Origin of the sequence: Streptomyces sp. NPDC101178 (genome assembly GCF_044767965.1) — a bacterium.
GTDB lineage: Bacteria > Actinomycetota > Actinomycetes > Streptomycetales > Streptomycetaceae > Streptomyces.
In genome coordinates this window covers 298,540-318,110 of sequence record NZ_JBIWOZ010000002.1, presented here as the reverse complement: position 1 = coordinate 318,110, position 19,571 = coordinate 298,540, and the positions used below count along the sequence as shown (strand labels likewise).

At 72.6% G+C, this 19,571-nt stretch carries 15 protein-coding genes; 11 read left to right on the top strand and 4 right to left on the bottom strand.

The genetic code is table 11. The features are described from left to right. Positions 1-183: 183 nt before the first annotated feature. The 3 genes from ACIRR8_RS05550 (at position 184) to ACIRR8_RS05540 (ending at position 4,501) form a co-directional block, all read left to right on the top strand. Positions 184-981: a 3-hydroxybutyrate dehydrogenase gene (locus tag ACIRR8_RS05550; RefSeq protein ID WP_404059312.1), complete on the top strand. Its 798-nt coding sequence runs from the start codon at positions 184-186 to the stop codon at positions 979-981. 140 nt (positions 982-1,121) lie between these two features. Beyond that, positions 1,122-2,522 (top strand): MFS transporter, encoded by a 1,401-nt coding sequence (locus tag ACIRR8_RS05545; RefSeq protein ID WP_404059309.1) that lies wholly within the window; start codon positions 1,122-1,124, stop codon positions 2,520-2,522. Between the two features lie 74 nt (positions 2,523-2,596). Next, complete coding sequence (locus ACIRR8_RS05540) at positions 2,597-4,501, top strand: helix-turn-helix domain-containing protein (protein WP_404059306.1); 1,905 nt, start codon at positions 2,597-2,599, stop codon at positions 4,499-4,501. 80 nt (positions 4,502-4,581) lie between these two features. Here ACIRR8_RS05540 and ACIRR8_RS05535 read toward each other — a convergent pair whose 3' ends face one another. Next, positions 4,582-5,793 (bottom strand): PEP/pyruvate-binding domain-containing protein, encoded by a 1,212-nt coding sequence (locus tag ACIRR8_RS05535; protein WP_404059304.1) that lies wholly within the window; start codon positions 5,791-5,793, stop codon positions 4,582-4,584. Positions 5,794-5,859: 66 nt separating this feature from the next. On the opposite strand from ACIRR8_RS05535, the gene ACIRR8_RS05530 reads away from it, so the two are divergent. Together ACIRR8_RS05530 and ACIRR8_RS05525 are read left to right on the top strand one after the other, a co-directional pair. Beyond that, a complete protein-coding gene (locus tag ACIRR8_RS05530) occupies positions 5,860-6,504 on the top strand; it encodes a transcriptional regulator (protein WP_404059301.1) in 645 nt (214 codons plus the stop codon). Positions 6,505-6,528: 24 nt separating this feature from the next. After that, positions 6,529-6,963, top strand: a complete 435-nt coding sequence (locus ACIRR8_RS05525; protein WP_404060672.1) for a hypothetical protein — start codon at positions 6,529-6,531, stop codon at positions 6,961-6,963. Here the strand turns inward: ACIRR8_RS05525 and ACIRR8_RS05520 are convergent. Further along, positions 6,929-7,801, bottom strand: a complete 873-nt coding sequence (locus tag ACIRR8_RS05520) for a DUF4394 domain-containing protein (RefSeq protein WP_404059299.1) — start codon at positions 7,799-7,801, stop codon at positions 6,929-6,931. The genes ACIRR8_RS05525 and ACIRR8_RS05520 overlap by 35 nt on opposite strands. A 209-nt stretch (positions 7,802-8,010) precedes the next feature. Beyond that, entirely contained in the window at positions 8,011-11,436 is a 3,426-nt protein-coding gene (gene car / locus ACIRR8_RS05515) for a carboxylic acid reductase (protein WP_404060670.1), read from the bottom strand. A gap of 604 nt (positions 11,437-12,040) precedes the next feature. Between car and ACIRR8_RS05510 the strand changes: the two genes are divergently transcribed. The 5 genes from ACIRR8_RS05510 (at position 12,041) to ACIRR8_RS05490 (ending at position 17,605) form a co-directional block, all read left to right on the top strand. Next, positions 12,041-13,213 (top strand): 3-deoxy-7-phosphoheptulonate synthase, encoded by a 1,173-nt coding sequence (locus tag ACIRR8_RS05510; RefSeq protein ID WP_404059296.1) that lies wholly within the window; start codon positions 12,041-12,043, stop codon positions 13,211-13,213. Positions 13,214-13,276: 63 nt separating this feature from the next. Next, entirely contained in the window at positions 13,277-13,960 is a 684-nt protein-coding gene (locus ACIRR8_RS05505; protein ID WP_404059293.1) for an isochorismatase family protein, read from the top strand. Between the two features lie 38 nt (positions 13,961-13,998). Next, complete coding sequence (locus tag ACIRR8_RS05500) at positions 13,999-15,891, top strand: anthranilate synthase family protein (protein WP_404059291.1); 1,893 nt, start codon at positions 13,999-14,001, stop codon at positions 15,889-15,891. Between the two features lie 108 nt (positions 15,892-15,999). After that, entirely contained in the window at positions 16,000-16,659 is a 660-nt protein-coding gene (locus ACIRR8_RS05495; protein WP_404059288.1) for an acyl carrier protein, read from the top strand. Between the two features lie 13 nt (positions 16,660-16,672). Further along, positions 16,673-17,605, top strand: a complete 933-nt coding sequence (locus ACIRR8_RS05490) for a 4'-phosphopantetheinyl transferase family protein (protein WP_404059285.1) — start codon at positions 16,673-16,675, stop codon at positions 17,603-17,605. Positions 17,606-17,649: 44 nt separating this feature from the next. Here the strand turns inward: ACIRR8_RS05490 and ACIRR8_RS05485 are convergent, their stop codons facing one another. Continuing rightward, positions 17,650-18,270 (bottom strand): ScbR family autoregulator-binding transcription factor, encoded by a 621-nt coding sequence (locus ACIRR8_RS05485; protein ID WP_404059282.1) that lies wholly within the window; start codon positions 18,268-18,270, stop codon positions 17,650-17,652. Positions 18,271-18,424: 154 nt separating this feature from the next. On the opposite strand from ACIRR8_RS05485, the gene ACIRR8_RS05480 reads away from it, so the two are divergent. Then, complete coding sequence (locus ACIRR8_RS05480; RefSeq protein WP_404059279.1) at positions 18,425-19,411, top strand: ScbA/BarX family gamma-butyrolactone biosynthesis protein; 987 nt, start codon at positions 18,425-18,427, stop codon at positions 19,409-19,411. Positions 19,412-19,571: the final 160 nt, after the last annotated feature.

Genomic DNA, 19,571 nt, shown 5'->3' with positions numbered 1-19,571 from the left:
CGCGGGCTTCGGGCGCCCTCCCCGCCGCCGCGTCTCGGTCCCCCCGCGGGCGCCCGGGCCGACCGTCCACCGGCCCGGCCCGTCTACGGCCCCCCGGGGGGGGGCGCCCCCCCCCCCGCCCCCCACCACTGTGGTGGTCCGTGCCATGGGATGTCCGGCCGGGTGTCTCTAGCGTTTCCGGCCATGACGAGCCAATTTCACGCAGCGCCCGGTCCCTCGGTCCAGGCGGCCGGAGCGGTGGACCTCAGCGGGCGCACCGCCCTGGTCACCGGCGGCGGCAGCGGCATCGGACGGGCCACCGCCGAGGCGCTCGCCGCGGCCGGGGCCCTCGTGCACGTGGCCGACCGCGACGCCGACGCCGCCAAGGCCGTCGCCGCCGCGGCCGGCGGAGTGGCCCATGTCGTGGACCTCGCCGACGCGGAGGCGGTCGGCGCGCTGCCGAGGGCCGTGGACATCCTGGTCAACAACGCCGGGCTCCAGCACGTGGCACCGATCGAGGACTTCCCGCCGGACCGGTTCGAGCTGATCCAGAAGGTGATGCTGACCGCGCCGTTCCTGCTGATGCGCCACTGCCTGCCGCACATGTACGCGGGCGGGTGGGGCCGGCTGGTCAACGTCTCCAGCATGCACGGCCTGCGCGCCAGCCCCTTCAAGTCCGCGTACGTCGCCGCCAAGCACGGCCTGGAGGGGCTGAGCAAGGTGGCCGCGCTGGAGGGGGCACCGCACGGGGTCACCAGCAACTGCGTCGACCCCGGTTACGTACGGACTCCGCTGGTCGAGGGCCAGATCGCCGCCCAGGCCGCCGCGCACGGCATCCCGTCGGACGAGGTAGTCGCCGACGTCCTGCTGGACCGGTCCGCGATCAAGCGGCTGATCGAGCCCGAGGAGGTGGCCGCCGTCTGCGTCTGGCTCTGCGGCCCGCACACCTCGTACATCACCGGCGCCTCCCTCCCCGTCGACGGAGGCTGGGGCGCCCGCTGACCCCCTCGCCCCGGCCTCCGGCCCCCAACCCGGCTCCGGCCCCCACCGAAGCCGGTCGCACCACCAGCACCACCCGTTACCACCAGCACTCCCCGCACCCCCGTCCCCACCCACCTGCCAACGAAACGCGGTGACTCACCATGGGTTCCCCAGCCTCCGCCCAGCCCTCCGCCCCGCCCGGCACCAGCCGCATCGGCCGGATCGTCGCGGCCAGCCTCGTCGGCACCACCATCGAGTGGTACGACTTCTTCCTCTACGGCTCGGCCGCCGCGCTCGTCTTCAACACGCTTTTCTTCCCCAGCAGCGACCCGCTCGTCGGCACGCTCCTGGCCTTCCTGACGTACGCGGTCGGCTTCGCCGCCCGGCCGCTCGGCGGTGTCGTGTTCGGCCACTACGGCGACAAGATCGGCCGCAAGAAGCTCCTGGTGATCAGCCTGCTCATGATGGGCGGCGCCACCTTCGCCATGGGCCTGCTGCCCACCCACGCCAGCATCGGCGTCTGGGCGCCGATCCTGCTCACCGTCCTGCGCCTGGTCCAGGGCTTCGCGCTCGGCGGCGAGTGGGGCGGCGCCGTCCTCCTCGTCTCCGAACACGGCGGCGACCAACGGCGCGGCTTCTGGGCCTCCTGGCCGCAGGCCGGAGCTCCCGGCGGCAACCTGCTCGCCACCGGTGTCCTCGCGCTGCTCGCCGCCGTCCAGTCCGACGAGGCCTTCCTCGCCTGGGGCTGGCGCATCCCGTTCCTGCTCTCCGGCGTTCTCGTGATGCTCGGCCTCTGGATCCGGATCTCCGTCGAGGAGTCCCCGGTCTTCCTGGAGGCGCAGAAGAAGGCGCAGGAGCAGGCGGCGGCCGGCGTCAAGGAGCAGCCGCCGGTCGTCGAGGTGTTCCGCAGGAGCTGGCGTGAGGTGCTCCTCGCCATCGGCACCCGGTTCGGCGAGAACATCTCGTACTACATCCTCACCGCGTTCCTCCTGGTCTACGTGACCGTGCACCTGGAGATGTCCAAGAGCGACGCGCTGAACGCCGTACTGATCGGCTCGGCGGTCCACTTCGTCACCATCCCGCTGTGGGGCGCGCTCTCCGACCGGCTCGGCCGCCGGCCCGTCACGCTGATCGGTGCCCTCGGCATGGCGGTGTGGGCCTTCGGCTTCTTCGCTCTCCTCGACACCAAGTCGTTCCCGGTGATCGTCCTCTCGGTCACCGTCGGCCTTCTCCTGCACGGGGCGATGTACGGACCGCAGGCGGCCTTCATCTCCGAGATGTTCGACACGAAGGTCCGCTACTCCGGCGCCTCGATGGGCTCCCAGCTCGCCTCGATCATCGGCGGCGCGCTCGCTCCGCTCATCGCCGTCGAGCTGCTCAAGGACTACCGCTCGTCCGTCCCGATCTCGCTCTACCTCTGCTTCGCCGCGCTGGTCACGGCGGTGACGGTGTGGATCGCGAAGGAGACCCGGGGCCGAGACCTGGCCAAGGACGGCCTGGAGGACTCGATTCCGGCGGCGCCGGCCGCCACCGTCAAGGACTCGGTCCCGCTCGGCCGCTGACCCCGTCCTCCTCCCGCGCGCCCGGCTGCCCGGAGCGCGCGGGAGAGGCCGTCCCTCCCGGAGGCGATCACCGTATGCTCACCGGCGTGACAGCCCCCGGACCCCAGCACTCCGCGGCCGCCCTGCGCCGGCTGCTCGACCTGCTGGCGCAGGGCGCGGCGGCCGAGGAGTTCGACCGGCCCGCCGCCACCGCGCGGGAGGCGGGCGCGCCCGCCGCCGAACTGGCCGAGATCGCCGAGGCCACCGCCGTGGCGCTGCGGATCCGGCGCACCCTCAGCCAGCACCGGGTCCGCGAGGCCCAGCTCACCGCGCTCTTCGACACGGCCAGCGACCTCGCGGCCCTGCGCGATCTGGACGCCGTCCTGCGGGCCATCGTCCACCGGGCCAAACTCCTCCTCGGCACCGACGTCACCTACCTCTCCCTCAACGACGACACGGCGGGCGACACCTATATGCGGGTCACCGACGGCTCGGTCGCCGAGGCGTTCCAGAAGGTGCGGCTCGGCATGGGGGAGGGGCTCGGCGGCCTCGTCGCCCAGACGGCCCGCCCGTACGCGACCGGCGACTACGACGCCGACACCCGCTTCCACCACACCGGCACCATCGACAGCGCCGTCGCGGACGAGGGGCTGCGCGCGATCCTCGGCGTGCCGCTGCGGCTCGGCAGCCGCATCATCGGCGTCCTGTACGCGGCCGACCGCGCACCCCGCGAGTTCACCGCCGGTGAGGTGGCGCTGCTCTCCTCGCTGGCCGACCACGCGGCGATCGCCATCGACGGGGCCCGGCTGCTGGAGGAGACCCGGGCCGCGCTCGTCGACCTCAACGCCGCCTCCGAGACCATCCGCACGCACAGCGAGGCGATGCGCCGGGCCGAGGAGGCCCACGACCAGCTCACCGACCTGGTTCTGCGCGGCGGCGGCGCCGACGACGTGGCCGCCGCCCTCGCCGACATCCTGGACGGCGGCATCCTCATCCACGACGCGGACGGCGCCGAACTCGCCCGCGCCCGCACCGGACCCCAGCCCCCACCCACCCCTGCCGTCGCCGCCTCCCGGGCGCGGGGCCGGGCCGTCCCGCTCAACGGCACCTGGGTCTGCGCGGTCCTCGCCGGCCCCGAACTGCTCGGCTCCATCGCACTGACCGGCCGGGCGGGCCTGGCGGACGCGGACCGGCTGCTGTTCGAGCGGGCCAGCGTGGTGACCGCGCTCCTGATGCTGCTGCGCCGCTCGGTCGCAGAGACGGAGGACCGGGTACGCGGTGAGCTGCTCGGCGACCTGCTCTCGCGCACCGGCGACCCGGGCACGCTGACGGCCCGGGCACGCCGCCTCGGCGTCGACCTCGGCCGTCTGCACAGCGTGTTCGTGGCTCACAGCGAGGTGGCGCCGCGCCACCGCCTGCTCGCCGCCGCCGCGCGCAGCGCCCAGACCCGCAACGGCCTCGCCGGCCTCCACCACGACCACGTGGTCCTGGTGGCCCCCTCCGACACTCCGGGACCCGACGCCCAGGCGCTCGCCGCCGAACTGGCCCAGGCGGCCGGCTGCCCGGTCACCGTCGGCGCGGCCGGCCCCGCCACCGGCCCGGCCGAACTCCCCGGCACCCACGACGAGGCGGCCCGCTGCCTCTCCGCTCTGCGTGCGCTCGGCCACACCGGGGGCGGCGGAGCGATAGCGGACCTGGGGTTCATCGGCGTACTCCTCGGCGACCAGGCCGACTTGACCGGGTACGTACGCCGGACGCTCGGCCCCGTGCTCGACTACGACGAGGCGCGCTCCACCGACCTGGTCGCCACCTTGGACGCGTACTTCGCGCAAGGCGCGAGCCTCACCCGCACCAAGACCCTGCTCCACGTCCACGTGAACACGGTGGTCCAGCGGCTGGAACGCATCGGCCGCCTCCTCGGCCCGGACTGGAACGAGCCGCCGCGCACGCTGGAAATCCAACTGGCCCTGAGACTGCACCGCTTGACCCAGGGCCTGTGAGTGGGTCCGGTGTCGGTCACCCCTGCGCTCCTGACGGCCGTCAGGCTGCGGGCCCCCCGCCCAGCGACCGAAGGCACCCCTCACCCCCGCCCGACCACCTCCACCCGGCCCGTACCCCCGTCCACCTCGACCATCGCCCCGTCGGTCAGGGCCTCCGTCGCGTCCGCCACCGCCAGGACGGCCGGCAGCCCCAGCTCCCGGGCCACGATCGCGGCATGGGAGAGCAGGCCCCCGGTCTCGGTGACGACCGCGGCGACGATCCCGAACAGCGGGGTCCACGCCGGGTCCGTGGTCCGGCACACCAGGACGTCCCCGGCCCGCACCCGGCCGAAATCACCGGGGCCGCGCACCACACGCGCCGGACCGGTGGCGACCCCGACGCTCCCAGGTGTACCTGTACGGAAGCCACGCTCCCCGGTGCTGTCAGCAGTCCCCACCACCCCGCCGGGAAGAGCACCGGTCACCGGCCGGGCCTGGAGGAGCCGGATCCGGGAGCCGGCGATCGCCCACTCGATGTCCTGCTCCCCGCCCAGCAGCCCGGCCGTCCGGCGCCCCAGCTCCGCGAGCCGGAACACCTCCTCGTCGGTCAGGCAGGACCGTTCCCGGTCGGCCGGTGCCACCTCCCGTGTGACGACCCCCGTACCGCCCCGGTCGACCCGCGCCCTCTTCGTGCCGAGCGCCCGCCGCGTGACCGTCGTACCGGACACCGTCCAGGAGTCCGGTGTGACCCGCCCCCCGACGACGCTCTCGCCCAGCCCCCAGGACCCCTCCAGCCGGACCTCGGCACCACCACCGGGGCCGGCGAACATCACCCCCGCCGCGTCCGCCTCCACCAGCCGCTGCACCAGGACCGCGATGCCGGGCGGCCCCGCGTCCGGCTGACTGCGCCGGTACGCCACCGCACGCTCGGACCACAGCGAGGCCCAGCACCCGCGCACCGCGTCGGCCACCTCGCGCGCGCCGCTGACGCCCAGGAACGTGTCGTGCTGCCCGGCGGCGCTGGCGGTGGCGGTGTCCTCGCCGGTCCCCGACGAACGTACGGCGACGGGCCCGCCCCCGGCGGCGCGCACCAGCGCTCCGGCGATCTCACCGGTCAGCGCGGCGGAGGGCCCGGGCAGATCCCGTACGGCTCCGGGGTCCGAGAAGTCCAGGCCGCCGGACGCCTGCGTGTACGCGGCGACCGGCACCACGAACCCGGGCGGCACCGGCAGCCCCGCCGCGAGCAGCCGGGCCAGTACCGCGGCCTTTCCTCCCGACGTCCCGGACTCCGCGTCGGCCAGGTCGATCAGCAAGGTGTCCCCTTCCTCCCGCACACCCCGCGTTGACGCGGACGTGCCTGAGCCTGAATGCTCCTCGCCATGGCGCACACCTCCTCCCCGAACCTGCTGGTCCTGCACGCCGTACGCGTCACCGGCTTCGCCGATGACGCGGTGGTGTCCCGGCGTACCGGCATCGACCAGGACACGGTCGGCGAACTGCTGCCGGACTTCGAAGCGTACGGCTGGGTGACGCACACCGCGTTCGCCGGAACCGGCGGCTGGTCCCTCACCGAGCGCGGCCGCGCCGAGGACACCCGTGGGCTGGCGCGCGAACTGGAGGAGACCGGCGCGCGCCCCGCCGTCGAGCAGGCGCACCAGGCGTTCGAGATCCTGAACGGACGGCTCGTACGGGCCTGCACCGACTGGCAGTTGCGGCCCACCGAGGACGACCGGCTGGCGGCCAACGACCACGGCGACCCGGCGTGGGATGCCCGCGTGCTCGGCGAACTTGCCTCTCTCAGCGAAGAGTTGACTGTCCTCGTCCGCCGTCTGGCCGACCCGCTGACCCGGTTCGGCGGCTATGACGAGCGGTTCGCCACCGCGCTGGCCCGCGCCCGGGCGGGGGAGGGCCGGTGGGTGGCGGGCGTAGGCGTGCCGTCGTGTCACGCGGTCTGGATGGAGCTCCACGAGGACCTGCTGTCGACGCTCGGCATCCCCCGGGGCGCCACCCAGGAAAGCCCGTAGGCCCGGCCGGGTGAAGGCTCGCATCTGCCGGCTGGGACAACTACCGCAACCGCTTCTGGCCCGCCGCCTCCCCCGAGAGCCCCTGGCGCTCGACAAGCTGTCGCTCGACCGCACCTGACCGCCGGCTACGAGCACTTCACCGCCGGCCCCGACGCCCGCCTCGCCATCACCTACCGCGCGAAGAACGCCAACCTCGTCCTCGCCGGCACCGGAAAGGTCACCGTCGTCGTGGACGGCAAGGCCACCAGGACGATCGACGTGTCCGGCTCCCCGACGCTGTACCGCCTGACCGACGACAAGGACCCGCGCACCGCCCGCCTCGGACTCCGCCTCGACGAGGGCCCGCAGGCGTACGCCTTCACCTTCGGGTGGAGCCGGTGGGCCGCCGGGAGATCCGGCGGCCCACCGCACAGCGCGCTCTGGCTCAGCGCTGGTCGAGAGGCAGGGCGAGGTCGGTGACCTGGTGGGCCCGGGGGAAGGCCCCCAGGTCGCGGGCGGCGCCGGTGAGCACGTCGATCCCGTACAGGCGGGCGGCGCCGGCGGTGTTGAGGGTGGCGAAGCCGTGGTTGGTGCCGTGCTTCGGAGAGAAGTAGATGTCGAAGCCGGCGTCCGCTCCCGCGTCCACACCGAGGTTCCCGGTCGGGGCGAGGGTGCCGGCGTTGGCGGGTGACTGGAGGGACACCCGGTCGGCGAGGGTGTCGATGTCGAACAGGGTGGTCGCGGTGGCGGCGTTCAGGTCGTTGTTGGTGTAGGCGGCCCCGGTGACGCCCAGGGCGGTGGAGGGCGGCATGGTGGGGTTGGTGAGGGTGCCGTCGGCGATGGTGCCGAGAGGGGCTGTGCCGTCGTCGATGTTGTGCCGCAGGTTCTGCCCGGTGTCGCTGATGACGCGGAGCCGGTTGGCGGCCGGGTTGAAGTCGACGCCGAACCGCTTGCCGGAGAGGGCGACGGTGAGCTGGGACACCTTCCGGGCCCGGGCGTCGGCGGTGCCGAGGGTGTAGACGCCGCCCTTGTCGCCGACGCCGTACAGCTTCCCGTTCTGGACGCGGAAGTCGATTCCGACGACCTTGGTGTCCCCGCGCAGCCCGGACACCTTCCCGATGGCCGAGGTCCTGGCGGGCCGGTCGACCCCGAACGTGACCAGCCGCTGGTCGGAGGTCAGCCCGACGGCGGTGAGCGCCTTGTGCCCGCGGTGGTCCATGGTGGGCCCGCCATGGCCGTCGGCGGACGCCAGCGCCGGAACGGACAGGGCGGCGGCGACGGCGACCGAGACGGCGACGACGGTTCTACGCGTACGCATGATGCTCCTGGAGAAGTGCGGTGTACCGCCCACGGGCGCGGGCGGCTTCGCGACGGGTTCGGAGCACCGGGGCGCACGGATGGGTGGACACCGGGAAGGTCACCTCATTGGAGTCATCGGCCGGGAAGGGGCCGGGCTCACCCCGGGCGGTCCGGCCACCGCACCGGTGCGGTGGCCGGACCAGGAGGGTGCGCGCACCTGCCCCTCGGTCACGGAGCGATCAGATGCGCCAGGTCGTCCGCGTACTTCCTGATGAAGGCCGGGGAGAGCTGCGGAATGGCGCCTGTCCGGGCCAGGCGTGCCTTCTCGGCGGCGGCCTGGAAGCGGGCGGAGGGAATGGCCGATCCGCTCACGACGCCCTCCGGAGTCCGGTGCGCGTCGAGCAGCGGGAGGATGGAGTGGGTCCGCTGGGTCTCGGGCGCCGCGCGCAGCGCCGTCGCGAACCGCGCGAGCCAGTCGTCGTAGTCCTCGACGCGGTCGATGCGGTGGCCGGCCTCGTTCAGCCAGTCGACGAACGTGTCGAGCGAGATGCCGTCGTCGTGGGGATTGACCAGACTGTACGTCCGGTACCCCGCCCGCGCCTCCCCTCCCAGCGTCACCACGGCCTCGGCGGTGAAGTCGACCGGAAGGCCGTCGTAGTGGGCGCGCGCAGGGCCGCCCGTGCCGTCGGTCGCGTAGAAGGAGCGCGGGGCGATGCCCGTGACGACCAGGCTGAGCAGCAGCCGCGTGAACATGTCGGTGATGTTGAGCTGTCCCGCGTACTCGCTGTGCGCCAGGATCATGTTCGACCGGAACGTCGTGACCGGGAGGCCGTGCAGGTCGTGCGCCTCCCGCAGCAGCACCTCACCGGCCCACTTGCTGGTCGCGTAGCCGCTGGCGTAGCCGTCGTCGACCGGCTGGTCGGGGAGGGCGAGACGGACGTCGCGGTCCTCGTCGAGGGCCCGGCCGCCGGGCAGGGACGCCGCGACCGCCACGCTGGAGATGTACGTGAACGGCTTCAGCCGGCCCGTGAGCCCCAGGCGGATCAGCTCGGCGGTGCCCACCACGTTGGCGTCGAACAGGTGGTTGTAGGGCAGCACGTGGTTCACCAGCGCACCGGCGTGCGCGATGTGGTCCACCTCGCCGGACAGCCGCTGCCACACCTGCTCGCCCAGTCCCAGCCGGGGCTCCGCCATGTCGCCCGCCAGGACCTCCAGATGGTCGCGGGCCAGCTCCTGGAAGGCGCGGGCGGCCTCGCCGTCCTCGTCGCCGAACGCTTCCACGAGCCGTGCCAGGGCCGCGGCGTCGTCCGTCCCGCGCACCACGCAGATCAGCTTGCCGCCCACCGGGGCGAGCCGCCGCAGCCACTCCAGGCAGAGGAACCGGCCGAGATAGCCGCTGGCCCCCGTGAGCAGCACGGTGTGCGGATCCCCGAAGGTCCGGGGCAGGGACAGGGCCTGGTCGAGCGTCTTCTCGTCGATGAACTTGCCGAGGGTGAGGTCCCTGGCGTGGACGCGGGAGCTGCCCGCCGTGTGGACCGACTCGAAGCTGACCCGCCGGGCCCCCGCCGCGAGCCTCTCCTCGACATGGGCGGCGATCCGCCCCAGGTCGGTGCCGCGGCTGATGATCAGGTCCACGGGGACCCGGATGCCGAAGATGTCCAGGAGGAGGTCGGAGAAGGTGACGGCGGACATGGAGTCTCCGCCGATCTCCCGGAAGCGCGTGCCGGGGCCGATCGCGGAGGTCGCGGTGGACATCAGAGCCCGGGCCGCCCGCTGCACCGTCTCGACGGCCGGCCGGTCCTTGCCGCCGCGCCGCACCTCACGCAGCTCCTCCTTCTCCCTGGAGGCGATGGCGGAGTACGTCTCCTCCAGGGCCGGGCGGTACTTCTCCAGGAGCTGGGGGCGCAGGAGCTTGCGGTGGTCGGAGAGCAGGCCGTTGCCCTGGCTGAACGGCTCGGTCTCGATCAGGACGTCGCGCGGTATCTCGTAGGAGTTCAGCCCGGCCTCCTTCGCGATCTCCTGGAACGACTCCCCGAGGAGCTTCTTGAGCGTCGCCCCGTCGCCGCCGCACTGCTCAAGGGCGTCGGCGGTGGGGACGACCACCGAGAGCAGGTAGGACCGCTCGCTGTTCCCGTACACGAATATCTGCCGGACCAGCGGGCTGACGGCGAAGACCGCCTCCAGGCGGGAGGTGGCGACGAACTCGCCCTGGGACAGCTTGAGTACGTTCTTGCGCCGGTCCACGACGACATGCCGGCCCGGCTCGGTCTCCGCGACGATGTCGCCCGTCCGGTAGTACCCATCCTCGTCGAAGATCTCGGCGTCGAGGTCGGGCCTGCGGTAATAGCCGGGGACCATCGCTTCGGTCTTGAGCAGGAGTTCGCCCCGGGGGTGCGGTGAATCGGTCCGGTAATAGCCGAGTTCCGGTACGTCGACGAGTTTGTGGTCGATGACCGGGGGTTTCAGGAGCTTTCCGTCCACCGAGACCGCGGCGGCCTCCGTGGAGCCGTAGATGATGTGCACATCGATCCCCAGCAGGGACTCGGTGAATTCCTTCAGTTCGGCGGAGAGCGGAGCCGATCCGCAACTGGCCCATCCCACCCGGCCGCCGAGGACGTTCTCGCGGATGTCCTTCCTGACCTCGGCCTCGATCCGTTCCTGATCTCCGTCGCCGTCCCGGGCCGACCGGCGGTCGAGTTCGCTCTGGTACTTCTGGAAGAGCATTTCGCACACGCGGGGGACCAGGGACATCTCCGTGGGGCGCGCGAGTGCCATGTCCTCCAGGAAGGACGACAGATCGCTGTTCGCCGTGAAGTACGTGGTGCCGCCGCGGGCCAGTGTGTTCTTCAGCGAGGAATGCCCGGCGACGTGGCTCATCGGCATGTAATGGAGATTCGCCGCGTGCTCGTCCGAGAAGAGCTGCGACCAGGCGCCGCCCCACATGGCCCGGGCCAGCCGCTCGGTGTACATGGCGCCCTTGGGGGTGCCCGTGCTGCCCGAGGTGTAGATGAGCATGGCGAGCGGGTCCTCGTCACCCGCGATGTCGAACAGCGGCGCCTCGGGGAGCGCGGCCCCTCGTGCGCGTACGTCCTCCAGCACGTCGATGCCCAGCTCACGCCCGTGCTCCGCCAGACGGGCCCGGGCGGCGGTGAGCCGGTCGGACTGCTCGTCCACCGCCGGTTCGAAGTCGAACAGCACCAGGCGCCGCACCGAGGTGTTCGCCAGGGCCAGTTCGACCGCGGTGTCCAGGCGCTCGACGCTGGTCGCGACGGTGACGGGCTCGGTCTCCTCGACGATGGCGTTCACCTGTGACACCGCGGAGCTGGTCTGCAGGGGGACGCTGACCGCGCCGAGATGCGCACAGGCGAGATCGACCGTCGTGTAGTCGACGCTGGCGAAGCCGAGGATCGCCACCCGGTCCCCGGCCCGCACCGCGTCGTCGCCGTGGTGCCAGGCGCTCGCCACCGAGCGGACCCGTTGCCAGAGTTCGCCGTAGGTGGTCATCTCGTACCGCGGCAGCAGGCCGATACGGGTGCGGCCCGTGCCGGGTTCCTCGACGAGTTCTCTCGCGCGCTCCCCGAGAGCGGGGCGCTCGGTATACCGCTCCATTATGTCGGCCATCACTCGCGCAAGTCGCATGCTGAATCTCCGTATCGCATCACTGGATTACGCCAACTCTTGACGTCGGACGCTCGATGCCGGACGGACGGGAAATCTCTTACGCGGGGCGAAGCCGGCGCAATCCACTTCCCGTCGCCCAGGGCGCGCCGTGATGCTAGGCGCGGCCGAACCGAACATTCGAGCCCCTGAGCCGGAGTCCGTCAGGTCCGCCCTCCGCGCCCCTGACGGCGGCGGCGACGCCCCCGCCGGAGCCCACCTGACGGATTACGCTCCGCCGAGTTGTCCACCGGCCGCCGTCGGCCGAGAGTGGTGTCCGTCCGAGAGGCGGTCCCGGTCGGCCGACGGAGTGAAAAGCGTCGGAATTCACCGTACGAGCGGTGGACGCACGGCTCAACACCCGGGATCTCCACGGGCTTTCACCCGGGGCGGGAATTCCCCCGCCGAAAACCGCCGAAAGCCGCCGAAGGTCGCGCGACATCGCCCCGTGCACGGGTACGGGGCGCATGGCATCGCCAGTCGTATCCGCTCCTGCATCTGCCTCTGCGCCCGCTCTTCCGCCGTACTTCCGTGCGGCTGGGCGCATCACCAGGTCTGTCGACAGCCGGCCCACCGGGTCCGGCCAATTCGAGGGAACTCAATGATCGACATAGTCACTCACCTCCGTTCCATGCCCGCACGTCAGCAGCCCGACTGGGAGGGCCATCCGGATCTCGAAGCGGTCCGCACGGACCTGGGCCGGATGCCCGCCCTGGTGGATGCCGAGGCCGCACAGCGGCTGCGCTCCCTGCTCATGGAAGCCGCGGCGGGCCGGGTCCAGATCGTCCAGGCCGGCGACTGCGCGGAGGACCCCGCGGAGGCGACTCCGGCGGACGTCCGGCGCAAGGGCGCGCTGCTCGACGTCCTCGCCGGGAAGATGCGTCTGGCCTCAGGCCTGCCGGTGCTGCGGGTCGGCCGGATCGCCGGGCAGTACGCCAAGCCCCGCTCGGCGTCCGTCGAGATGGTCGACGGACACGAACTCCCCGTCTACCGCGGCCACATGGTGAACCGCCCGGAGCCCGACGCCGAGCTGCGCCGCCCCGACCCCCGGAACCTGCTGACCGGGTACCGCGCAGCCAGCGACATCATGCACTTCCTGGGCTGGCGGGGCACCGAGTGCAGGACGGACCTCGACGCACCGGTGTTCACGAGCCACGAGACGCTGCTGCTCGACTACGAAGTGCCCCTGCTGCGAAGAGAGCTGGACGGCTCGCTGCTCCTCACCTCGACGCACTGGCCGTGGGTGGGGGAGCGCACCCGGCAGCTCGACGGCCCGCACATCGCGCTGCTCGCCGCCGTCTCCAACCCGGTCGCGGTCAAGGTGGGGCCCACGATGACACCGGGCGAGCTGCTGGCGCTGTGCGACCGCCTCGACGCGCAGCGGCAGCCGGGCCGGCTCACCCTCATCTCGCGGATGGGTGCGGACCACGCGGCCCGTACCCTTCCCGCCCTGGTCAAGGCGGTGCACGACGCGGGCCACCCGGTGCTGTGGCTCTCGGACCCCATGCACGGCAACACGGTCAGCGGCCCTGACGGGACCAAGACCCGCCTGGTGCGGACCGTGGTCCAGGAGGTCGTGAACTTCCAGGAGGCGGTGACGGGGAACGGCGGGGTGGCCGCCGGGCTGCACCTGGAGACCACTCCGGAGGCCGTCGTCGAGTGCGTGCGCGACGAGGCCGAGCTGGGGCGGCTGGGTGAGAAGTACCTGAGCTTCTGCGACCCGCGGCTCAACCCGCAGCAGGCGGTCGAGGTCGTCTCCGCCTGGCGCGGATAGCCCTGCCGTCCCCCGGCCCCCGCACCCCGTCACCATTCACCACGGAGAAGGAAGCGACCGACCATGCCTCATATACCGCCCGTCGAGCCCTACCCCATGCCCGCGGAAGGGGACCTCCCCGACAACACCGTGGGCTGGGTGCCCGACCCGGACCGGGCCGTGCTGCTCCTGCACGACATGCAGGAGTTCTTCCTCAGGCCCTTCCCCCGCACCGGCGAACCCGGCGGCGCCCTCGTCGCCAACGCCACCCTTCTCAGGGACCGCTGCGCCGAGCTGGGCATCCCTGTCGCCTACACCGCCCAGCCCGGCGGCATGACCCCGCGGCAGCGCGGGCTGCTTCTCGACTTCTGGGGGCCGGGGATGGACCCCGCCCCGGAGGACCGCAGGGTCGTCCACGGCCTCGAACCCCGTCCGGGCGACTGGGAGTTCACCAAGTGGCGGTACAGCGCCTTCCATAGGTCCGACCTGCTGGAGCGCATGCGCCACCACCGGCGGGACCAGCTGATCGTCTGTGGTGTGTACGCGCACATCGGCGTCCTGATGACCTCCGTGGACGCGTACACCCACGACATCCAGCCCTTCCTGGTCGCCGACGCCGTGGCCGACTTCTCGGCCGAGGACCACCGGCTCGCCCTGAACTACGTCGCACGGCGCGCCGGCCGGGTGCTCACCACCAAGAACGCCCTCGGCGAACTCGGCGAACCCGGCCGAGCCGGTGCCCCCGGCGCGTCCGGAGCCGGCCGGTGACAGCGCAGTCCGCACCATCTCACCCCACGGGGAACACCATGGCATCAGTGAACGGAACCCCCGACCTCCTCGCGCGCGTCCTCGACGGAGGTGCCGCCGACTTCACCCTGCTGCACCGGCCGGAGCAGGCCGGCGCCGACACCCTGGAGATCCTCCTCGGCGAGGTGACCGAGGTCGCCGCCCTCCAGGACCTGCCGGTCGCGGCGGAACCGGCGCCCGGTGCGGGACACGACCTGCTGGTCATGATCCCGTACGGGCAGATCACCGAGCGCGGCTACCAGGCCCGCGACGACGGCGAGTCGCTGCTCGCCATGGCCGTGCGGGAACAGGCCACGGCGCCCCTCGGCGCGACGCTGTCCCGGCTGCCGGGCGGACCGGTCACGTTCGTCGACGGCCGGTTCGACGTGCCCGACGAGGAGTACGCGGACATCGTGCGCCGGGTCATCGACGACGAGATCGGCACCGGGGAGGGGGCCAACTTCGTCATCAAGCGCTCCTTCGTCGCCCAATTGCCCGATTTCTCACGGCAGGTGGCCCTGTCCGTCTTCCGGCGCCTGCTGGAGCGCGAGTCCGGTGCGTACTGGACGTTCCTCGTGCACACGGGCGGCCGGACGTTCGTCGGTGCCTCGCCCGAGCGGCACATCAGCGTGCACGACGGCATGGCGGTCATGAACCCCATCAGCGGCACCTACCGCTACCCCGCCGACGGCCCCTCCCTGGACGGCGTCCTGCGGTTCCTCGGCGACCGCAAGGAGACCGACGAGCTCTACATGGTCGTCGACGAGGAGCTGAAGATGATGGGGCGGGTCTGCCCGTCGGGCGCCCGGCTGGTGGGGCCCTACCTCAAGGAGATGGCGCGCCTGGCCCACACCGAGTACTTCATCGAGGGCGCGACCGACCGGGACGTCCGGGACATCCTCCGCGAGACGCTGTTCGCCCCGACCGTGACCGGTTCCCCGCTGGAGAGCGCGGCCAAGGTGATCCGCCGCTACGAGCCCGTCGGACGCGGCTACTACAGCGGGGTCGCTGCTCTCATCGGCCGCGACGCCGCCGGGGGCCGCACCCTCGATTCCGCGATCCTCATCCGCACCGCCGACATCGACGCCACGGGGCGGATGAGCATCGGGACGGGCGCGACCCTGGTGCGCCACTCGGACCCCTGGTCGGAGGTGCAGGAGACCCGGGTCAAGGCCGCGGGACTGCTCGCGGCGCTCGGTGAACCCGAGCCGGTCCGCTTCGGCGCCCATCCCGCCGTCCGTACGGCGCTCGACCGGCGGAACGAGGGGATCGCCGACTTCTGGCTGCGCGAACCGGGCGGCCACTACGGGCAGGAGCAGCCCTTGGCGGGGCAGAAAGTCCTGGTGGTGGACGCGGAGGACACCTTCACCCAGATGATCGCCCACCAGGTGCGCTCCCTGGGCTGCGAGGTGACGGTGCGGCGCTTCGACGAGCCGTACGACGTGACCGCCCATGACCTGGTGATCCTGGGCCCCGGGCCGGGGGATCCGCGGGAGACGGAGCACGCCAAGATCGCCCATCTGCGGGGCGCCGTCACCGGACTGCTCGCGGAGCGCCGGCCCTTCCTGGCCGTCTGCCTGAGCCACCAGGTGCTCAGCACCGTCCTGGGCCTGCCGCTGCACCGCAGGCCGGTCCCCAACCAGGGCGTGCAGCACGAGATCGACTGGTTCGGCGGGCGCGCGCGGGTGGGCTTCTACAACACCTTCGCCGCCCACGCCGAGGAGGACGGGTTCGACCATCCCACGTACGGGCCGGTACGGATCAGCCGCGATCCGGAGACGGGTGAGGTGCACGGCCTGCACGCCGACGGCTTCGCCTCCATGCAGTTCCACGCCGAATCCGTGCTGACCCAGAACGGCCCCGGGGTCATCGCCGCCCTCCTGGAGGGCCTGACCGCCGCACGCGTCGGCTGACCGGCCGCGCTCCCGGGCCCGGCGCACGGCCGGGCCCGGGAGCCGCCGCCGTTCACGAGGCCTGCGCAGCAGGCCGACGTACCCCGCACGGATACTTTGGAGCCTCGTATGTCCCCTGAACACCAGAGCCTCGCCGCGGCGTCCGGCGCGACACCGGCCACGGTGGTGGCCGAGCTCCTGCCCCTGCTCGCCGACGTGCTGAAGGTGCGGACCGAGCAGCTGGACCCCGGGCTGACGTTCCGTTCGGCGGGCGTCGGATCGGTGGCGGCCACGCAGTTCGTCTCCGCGGTCAACGCCCGTTACGGGACCGGCCTCGATCCCACCTCCCTGTTCGTGCACCCGACGCTGCCGGCCTTCGCCGGACACGTGGCCCGCGCAACCGGGGCGCCCGTCACCCCCGCCACGCCCGCCACACAGGAGATCCTCGGGTTTCTGCGGGGATGCCTGGCCGGGATCCTGGGCTGCGAGCCGACGGCCCTGGACCCCGCCACCCCCTTCAACCTGCTGGGCGTCGACTCGATCCGCGGGGCGAAGTTCGTCGCCGCCGTCAACGACGCGTACGGCATGGACGAGCCCGCCGTCACCCTGCTCGACCGCCCCGGCCTCGCCGCGATGGCCGCCCATGTCGCGCGGGTCGCCACGGCGGACACACCGCCCGCCACCGACGACCGGACGGCCGACGGAGAACTGGGCGCGCTCCTCGACGCGGTGCGCGCGGACCGTATTTCCGTGGACGAGGCGCTCACGCGGCTGCCTCACCGGGCGTGAACGGACCACCACCATGGACGAACGCGAGATACTCACCCGATTCAAGGCCGGGCTGCTGGAGCGCGAGCAGGCCGTGTGGCTCCTCGCGGAACGGCGCGAGGCACCCGGTCCCGGAACCGAAGCCGGCTCCTCCGCCCCGGTGCTGCTGCCGCTGCCCGGCGGCGCTCATGAACCCATCAAGCTCTGGTACTGCTCCAACGACCAGCTCGACCACGCGCTGGCCGCCACCCTGGCCCGGCACTGGCTCGACGATGAGGAGCAGGAGACCGCGAGCCGCTTCCTGTTCGAACAGGACCGGCGGCAGTACCTGGTCGCCCACGCCCTCGTGCGGCGGGTCCTCGCACTGGAGAGCGGCCTGCCCGAGGCGGAAGCCGTGATCTGGCGCTCCGAGCGGGGGCGGCCGTTCCTCCAGCGGCCCTCCGTCGGACTGCCGCGCGGCGGACAGGAGCTGGACTTCAACCTGTCCCACGCCGAGGGCCACAACCTGCTCGGCGTGGTGCGCAGTCACCGCATCGGGGTGGACGTGGAGCGGGTCGACCGGGGTGAGCAGGGCCTCGACGCGATCATCGAGACCTTCGCCCGGGACGAGCGCGACTGGGTGGCGCGCGCCGCGCCGGGCCGCCCCCGGGACTGCCGGACCCTGCGGCTGTGGACGCTCAAGGAGGCGTACGCGAAGGCCCGGGGGCTGGGCCTCGGACTCCCCTTCGACAGCTTCTCCTTCACCCTGCACGAGGAGCGAGGAGTTCTGGCGTTCAGGCCGCCCGAGTCCGAAGGGGAGCTGCCCTGGCGGTTCCTGGAGCTCGAACCCGAGCGCGGAGTGCTGGCGGCCGTGGCCCTCCTCGCGGACACCGGTGTACCGTCCGCCCTCCAGCTGCACCGTGGCTTTCCCTGGAGCCGGGAGGCACCGGAGCTGCTGGAGCTGCCGGAGCCGGTCGCCGGGCGCTGACGCGACAGGTCCTGAGCCGGCAGGCCGTACGCCGGCCGGCCGGCTCAGGACCTGTCGCGGTGCGGGCTGAGATCGATACGGGGCAGGGTCCCGGGTGTGGCGATCCCCGGAAGCAGCAGCCGCCACATCTCCACCGTGCGCTCCGGCAGGTCCTCCCGGCCGTTCACCAGCTGCGCGTACAGCTGGACGCCGGTACACGCGCTGACGACGAACTCCGCCACCCGTCCCGGATCGACCCCCGGCAGCAGTTCCCCGCTGTCGCGGGCGTCGCACAGGCACTGCTCCATGACGTCCCGCCACTGGAGGTAGGGGGTGATGTCGTTGACGCCGAAGCTCCCCTGCTCCACCGAGAGCCGCACACCGGCGCGCAGCAGCGGGTCCCGCAGGAGCTGGTGCGACCAGACCCGGGTGATGTCCACGATGCGCTGCAGCCCCTGGGTGTCGAGGTGCGGCTCGATGCTCTCGGGCTGCGCCATCATGACCGCCCGGGCGATGCCCTCCTTCGACTCGAAGTGGAAGTAGAGGGCGCCCACCGTCAGCCCGGCCCGCTTGGCGATCTTGTTGAGGCCCGTTCCCGCGTACCCGGACGCGTCGAACTCCTCCGCCGCCGCGCGCAGCAGCATCTCCCGCGTGCGCACCGCACGGTCCTGCATCTGACGTTCCATGTTCCCGCTCCTTTCATCAGCAAAGTCTGGACAAAAAAAAGAATCATCCTTATTTTATCTCTCAGGGCCCCGGCCGTCCAGGCTGGTGCGCCCTCAGTGTCCCGTGCGCTCTGTGTCCATACCGCTCGCACCTCACTACCGGGGGAGTATCCGCATGCTCAGCACCGCCACCGCCACCGCCACCCTTGCCCCGCCCGTCGCGTTCGTCGCGGGGGAGCTCGTCCACAAGGCCCGCCCCGGCTCGGTGCTCCTGACCGGTCTGCGGCCCGACGGGGGTGACGGGTTCGTCGTCTCGGCCCACTGGCCCGAGGTGCACGAGTTCTACGCGACCGGGCGCACGGCGCTCGACCCGCTGCTCCTCACCGAGACGGTGCGGCAGGCCTTCCCTCTGCTGTGCCACAGCGCCTACGACGTCCCCCTCGGCCACCACCTGCTCTGGGACACCTTCGGTTACGAGCTGACCCCCGCGGCCCTGGCCCGCAGAGACCACGGCAGAGCGGTCGAACTCCACGTCACCTGCCGGGAGTCGACCCGCCGGGGAGGCCGGGCGGCGGCGCTGACCCTGTTCATATCGGTGGTCCGGGAAGGGGTGTTGCTCGCCGAGTGCGACACCCGCCTGACCGTGCAGTCCCCGGCCGTCTACCAGCGCCTGCGGGCGGGGCGGGGCACCCCCGACTCCGTCACCGCCCTGCCCGCCGCCCCCATCGCGCCGATCGCGTCGTCCGCCCTGGCGCGCACCCGGCTGCGCGACGTCGTCCTCAGTCCCGCGGCCGGCCTCGGCCGGTGGTGGCTGCGGGTGGACACCGCGCACCCCCTCTTCTTCGACCACCCCCTCGACCACGCCCCGGGCCTGCTCCTCCTGGAGGCCGCGCGCCAGGCCGCCCTGATGCTTCCCGCCGGCCACCCGCAGTCCGTGCTGGGCATGGAGACCTCTTTCGTCCGCTACGTCGAGCTCGACGCTCCGTGCCGGATCGAGGCGAGACCGGTGGACCCGGACCCGCGGGGCCACCACCGTACGGTCGTCTCGCTGTGGCAGAACGGCGTCGAGTGCTTCACCGCCACGGTGCGGCTCACCCGGAAGGCGGGCCCCGGTACCGGGGCCCTCGCGGCCGGTGGTGAGGTCATCCCGTTCCCGCGCTAGACCTCCGTGCCCCGCCTCACCGGCACGCGCCGACACGGCGACGGCGGCCCCCCCCCCGGCGGGGGGGGGCCGCCGGCGCCGGGGCGGGCCGCCCCGGGGGCGCCCGCGGGGCCGCCCCCCGCCCCCCGCAAACCGCCCACCCGGGCCAACGGGGGCGGAT

Excerpts from the sequence above, each read along its gene's own strand:
- ACIRR8_RS05505 (WP_404059293.1), top strand. The coding sequence starts at position 13,277 with ATGCCTCATATACCGCCCGTCGAGCCCTACCCCATGCCCGCGGAAGGG.
- ACIRR8_RS05495 (WP_404059288.1), top strand. The coding sequence starts at position 16,000 with ATGTCCCCTGAACACCAGAGCCTCGCCGCGGCGTCCGGCGCGACACCG.
- ACIRR8_RS05480 (WP_404059279.1), top strand. The coding sequence starts at position 18,425 with ATGCTCAGCACCGCCACCGCCACCGCCACCCTTGCCCCGCCCGTCGCG.
- ACIRR8_RS05500 (WP_404059291.1), top strand. The coding sequence starts at position 13,999 with ATGGCATCAGTGAACGGAACCCCCGACCTCCTCGCGCGCGTCCTCGAC.
- ACIRR8_RS05540 (WP_404059306.1), top strand. The coding sequence starts at position 2,597 with ATGCTCACCGGCGTGACAGCCCCCGGACCCCAGCACTCCGCGGCCGCC.
- ACIRR8_RS05530 (WP_404059301.1), top strand. The coding sequence starts at position 5,860 with ATGGCGCACACCTCCTCCCCGAACCTGCTGGTCCTGCACGCCGTACGC.
- ACIRR8_RS05510 (WP_404059296.1), top strand. The coding sequence starts at position 12,041 with ATGATCGACATAGTCACTCACCTCCGTTCCATGCCCGCACGTCAGCAG.
- ACIRR8_RS05485 (WP_404059282.1), bottom strand. The coding sequence starts at position 18,270 with ATGGAACGTCAGATGCAGGACCGTGCGGTGCGCACGCGGGAGATGCTG.
- ACIRR8_RS05490 (WP_404059285.1), top strand. The coding sequence starts at position 16,673 with ATGGACGAACGCGAGATACTCACCCGATTCAAGGCCGGGCTGCTGGAG.
- ACIRR8_RS05520 (WP_404059299.1), bottom strand. The coding sequence starts at position 7,801 with ATGCGTACGCGTAGAACCGTCGTCGCCGTCTCGGTCGCCGTCGCCGCC.
- ACIRR8_RS05550 (WP_404059312.1), top strand. The coding sequence starts at position 184 with ATGACGAGCCAATTTCACGCAGCGCCCGGTCCCTCGGTCCAGGCGGCC.
- ACIRR8_RS05545 (WP_404059309.1), top strand. The coding sequence starts at position 1,122 with ATGGGTTCCCCAGCCTCCGCCCAGCCCTCCGCCCCGCCCGGCACCAGC.